The 2,595-nt window shown below is 59.5% G+C and carries 3 protein-coding genes; all 3 read right to left on the bottom strand.

Features of this window, described 5'->3' with window-relative positions; all coding sequences use genetic code 11:
• The coding region (locus tag NW863_RS05645) for a mechanosensitive ion channel (RefSeq protein WP_414365089.1) at nt 1-1,370 on the bottom strand (1,370 nt) is incomplete at its 3' end.
• Nucleotides 1,371-1,710: 340 nt separating this feature from the next.
• Nucleotides 1,711-2,241, bottom strand: a complete 531-nt coding sequence (rimI, locus tag NW863_RS05640) for a ribosomal protein S18-alanine N-acetyltransferase (protein WP_414348053.1) — start codon at nt 2,239-2,241, stop codon at nt 1,711-1,713.
• Between the two features lie 6 nt (nt 2,242-2,247).
• Nucleotides 2,248-2,595: hypothetical protein (locus tag NW863_RS05635; protein ID WP_414365088.1), on the bottom strand; the 348-nt coding region annotated here is incomplete at its 5' end.

The following is a 2,595-nucleotide window of genomic DNA, read 5'->3' as shown; positions in this document are numbered from 1 at the left end:
TGTAAGGCCATGGCGCCGACGAAAACCAAGATGGCCACCCGCGCCGCCTGCGCCAGCACGCCTGCAGAGGGGTTGCCCAAGCTCTTGATCATGGAATGGGCCAAATTGGCCAGGTAAAGGCCGATCCCGAACACCAAGGCGCCGATGAGCACCCGCCCGGAAATCAGCAACAGCCCCTCTACGATGTCGGTTAAAGCGGCAAACTGCAACAGCTCCACCGCCGGCACCGCCCCGAACAAGACCACGCCCACCCAGACCACCAGTCCAGCAATCTCAGAGGGGGTGCGCCGCTTCACCAACTCCCCTTCAGCAGCAGGCGCTTCAGGAGCAGGGGCCAAGGGCAAGCCCAGGCCAGCAGCCAAGCGGTCGAAGCCCACCGCCTGCAGCAACTGGGTCACCAAGCCCGCCAAAAACTGCCCCAGCCAGTAAAAGACGGCCAGAATCAGAGCCGATCCTGCCATTCGGGGAATGGCCCGCAACACCTGCTCCAGCATCGCCACCGCCGGATCCGAGATGGCCCGGATTTCCAGAGCATTGAGAGCCGCAATCACCGCCGGGATCAACACCAAGATGTAGGCCACCGTCCCGACAATCTGGGCCAACTGGGGAATGCCAAAGCGGGCCCCCAAGCGGTTGGCTCCTGCTGCCGCCAGCAAATTCGAGATGAGGCCGCGCACAATGCGGGCCAAAAACCAACCCACCCCACCGATGATGAGCGCTCCCAAAATGCGCGGCACCATCGACAGGATTTGATCCAGCAGGTTTTGCACCGGCCGCAGCGGCCCCCGCAGGTTCAGCGTATCCAGGATGAGCGGCAAAAAGAACAAGAGAATCAACCAGTAGAGGGCGTCACCCAGAGCTTCATTCAAGAGAAAAGGAGCGACCTCAGCCCCCCCCTCTGACTTTGCAGCCGTTCCTTCTGTACCCACCTCACCGGCAGCGCTCTCCTGTTGGAGAGGCTGAGCCAGCCGCTCGTCCAAGTTAAAGCGCCGCAGCCCCCGAATGACCGCTAGGCGGGCAACCGTGGCCACCGCCCAGCCCACCACCAGCAGCACCAGGGCTCCACCCAGCCGCGGCAGATAGACAAAGATTTCGCCTAAAAACCGATTGAGCGGATCGGAGACGGCCTGAAGCTGTAGGGCATTCAGCACCGCCACCAACACAAAAGCCAGGATGATCCAGTAAACAGCAGCGGCCACCCAACGCTCCGTTTGCGGCAGCTTCTCCCCAGGCTTTTGGCCCATAATCCAAGCAGCCAGGCGGTTATCGAGCTGCGTCCGCTTGAGCAGCCCCCGAACGCCGAAGGCCACCGCCGTGGCCACGAACCAACCCAGAATTAGGATGAAAACCGCCGCCAGCAGATTGGGCATAAAATCGACAAGCCTGGACCAAAGATTGACAAAAAAAGAGACAGTCTCATCTCTAAAAGTGTTTACAGGGGTGTCCATAATTACCCTCACAGCCTGAAATGCTCAGGATGGACAAATGATAAAAGTAGGTTAGCCTGAAGTGCTTCCTTGGGCAAGCTGGGTTTGTCTGGGAGAAAGCCTCAAATGTCAAAAGAAACGGCGGGTCTTGAAACAAAGCTTTACATCTATCCATGGGTGGCAAGGGTTGAGCCAAGCTGCAGGGGTGCTGCCCAAGAAAATTTAAGGTTTAGGTGTATAGGGGAAAACTTTTGCAGTTCTTTAGTGTTGGTTTTTCCTAAGCTTAAATCGGTTTCTTCCAATACACCAGCCCATCTTCTCCGTTGTTGTAATAGCCCTTGCGGCGTCCCAGCAATTGAAACCCTGCCGATTCATAGAGGTGGATGGCGGCGTGGTTGGAAGCCCTCACTTCCAACGTGGCCCAGCGACAGCCTGCTGCCCTAGCTTGGTCTAGGAGCGCTTCTAGGATCCTGCGGCCCAAGCCTTGTCGCCGGTGACCGGGATCCACCGCCAGCGAGATGATGTGGGCTTCTTCTTCGATGCGCCAGAGGATGCCAAAGCCCACCAGCGCTGGTGCTGTTTGCGTCGCGAGGTCTGGAGAGGGAAGGGAGAACTCTGTTCGGCCCAAGCCATAGGAAGCGCCAACGGCAACCGGTTCCGCCACAACCCCAATCACCGTGCTGGTGGGCCGTTCCAGCTCCGCGCGATACCCCTGTTCCCCCCAGTGTCCGCCGTAGCAGCGTCGATCCAGCTCCAGCAATTGGGGCAGGGCGGTGATGTCGAGCATCTGCAGCCGATAACTTGTGCTACCCATGGTGGTCTAGTCCCGCAATTCGCAGAACTCCGATAGCAACAACTGCCCAAAGGGATCGTCATCCGGGGCGGCGTAGGGCAGGGCTCGGCGGCTAAGGCTCAAGATCTGGCCCCCCGATTGGGGATGGGGCTTGAGCTCGTAGTCGATCCCTTCTTGGAAGCCGGCCTCCTGCAGGTAATCTTGGGCGGCTTTGAGGATCCCTGCTCGCAGTTGGGCTTTGACGGCGGGGGCCATGAGGTGGCGAACAAACCAGCGGGCACTGTCGGGATCCACCTCAGCAAGGTATTGGAGAGCGGGGGTCAACACCGCGGAGCGCTCTTGGGGAGAGAGGCTGTTGACCTGCTGCGCCACCGC

It is taken from the genome of Synechococcus sp. B60.1, from assembly GCF_047462555.1.
Taxonomy (GTDB): Bacteria; Cyanobacteriota; Cyanobacteriia; order Thermostichales; family Thermostichaceae; genus Thermostichus.
Note: the sequence above shows the minus strand (reverse complement) of the source record. Positions and strands in the feature narration are given on the sequence as shown.

What these genes read in the sequence shown, in the direction of transcription:
- rimI (WP_414348053.1), bottom strand. Translation starts at nt 2,241, where the DNA reads ATGGGTAGCACAAGTTATCGGCTGCAGATGCTCGACATCACCGCCCTG.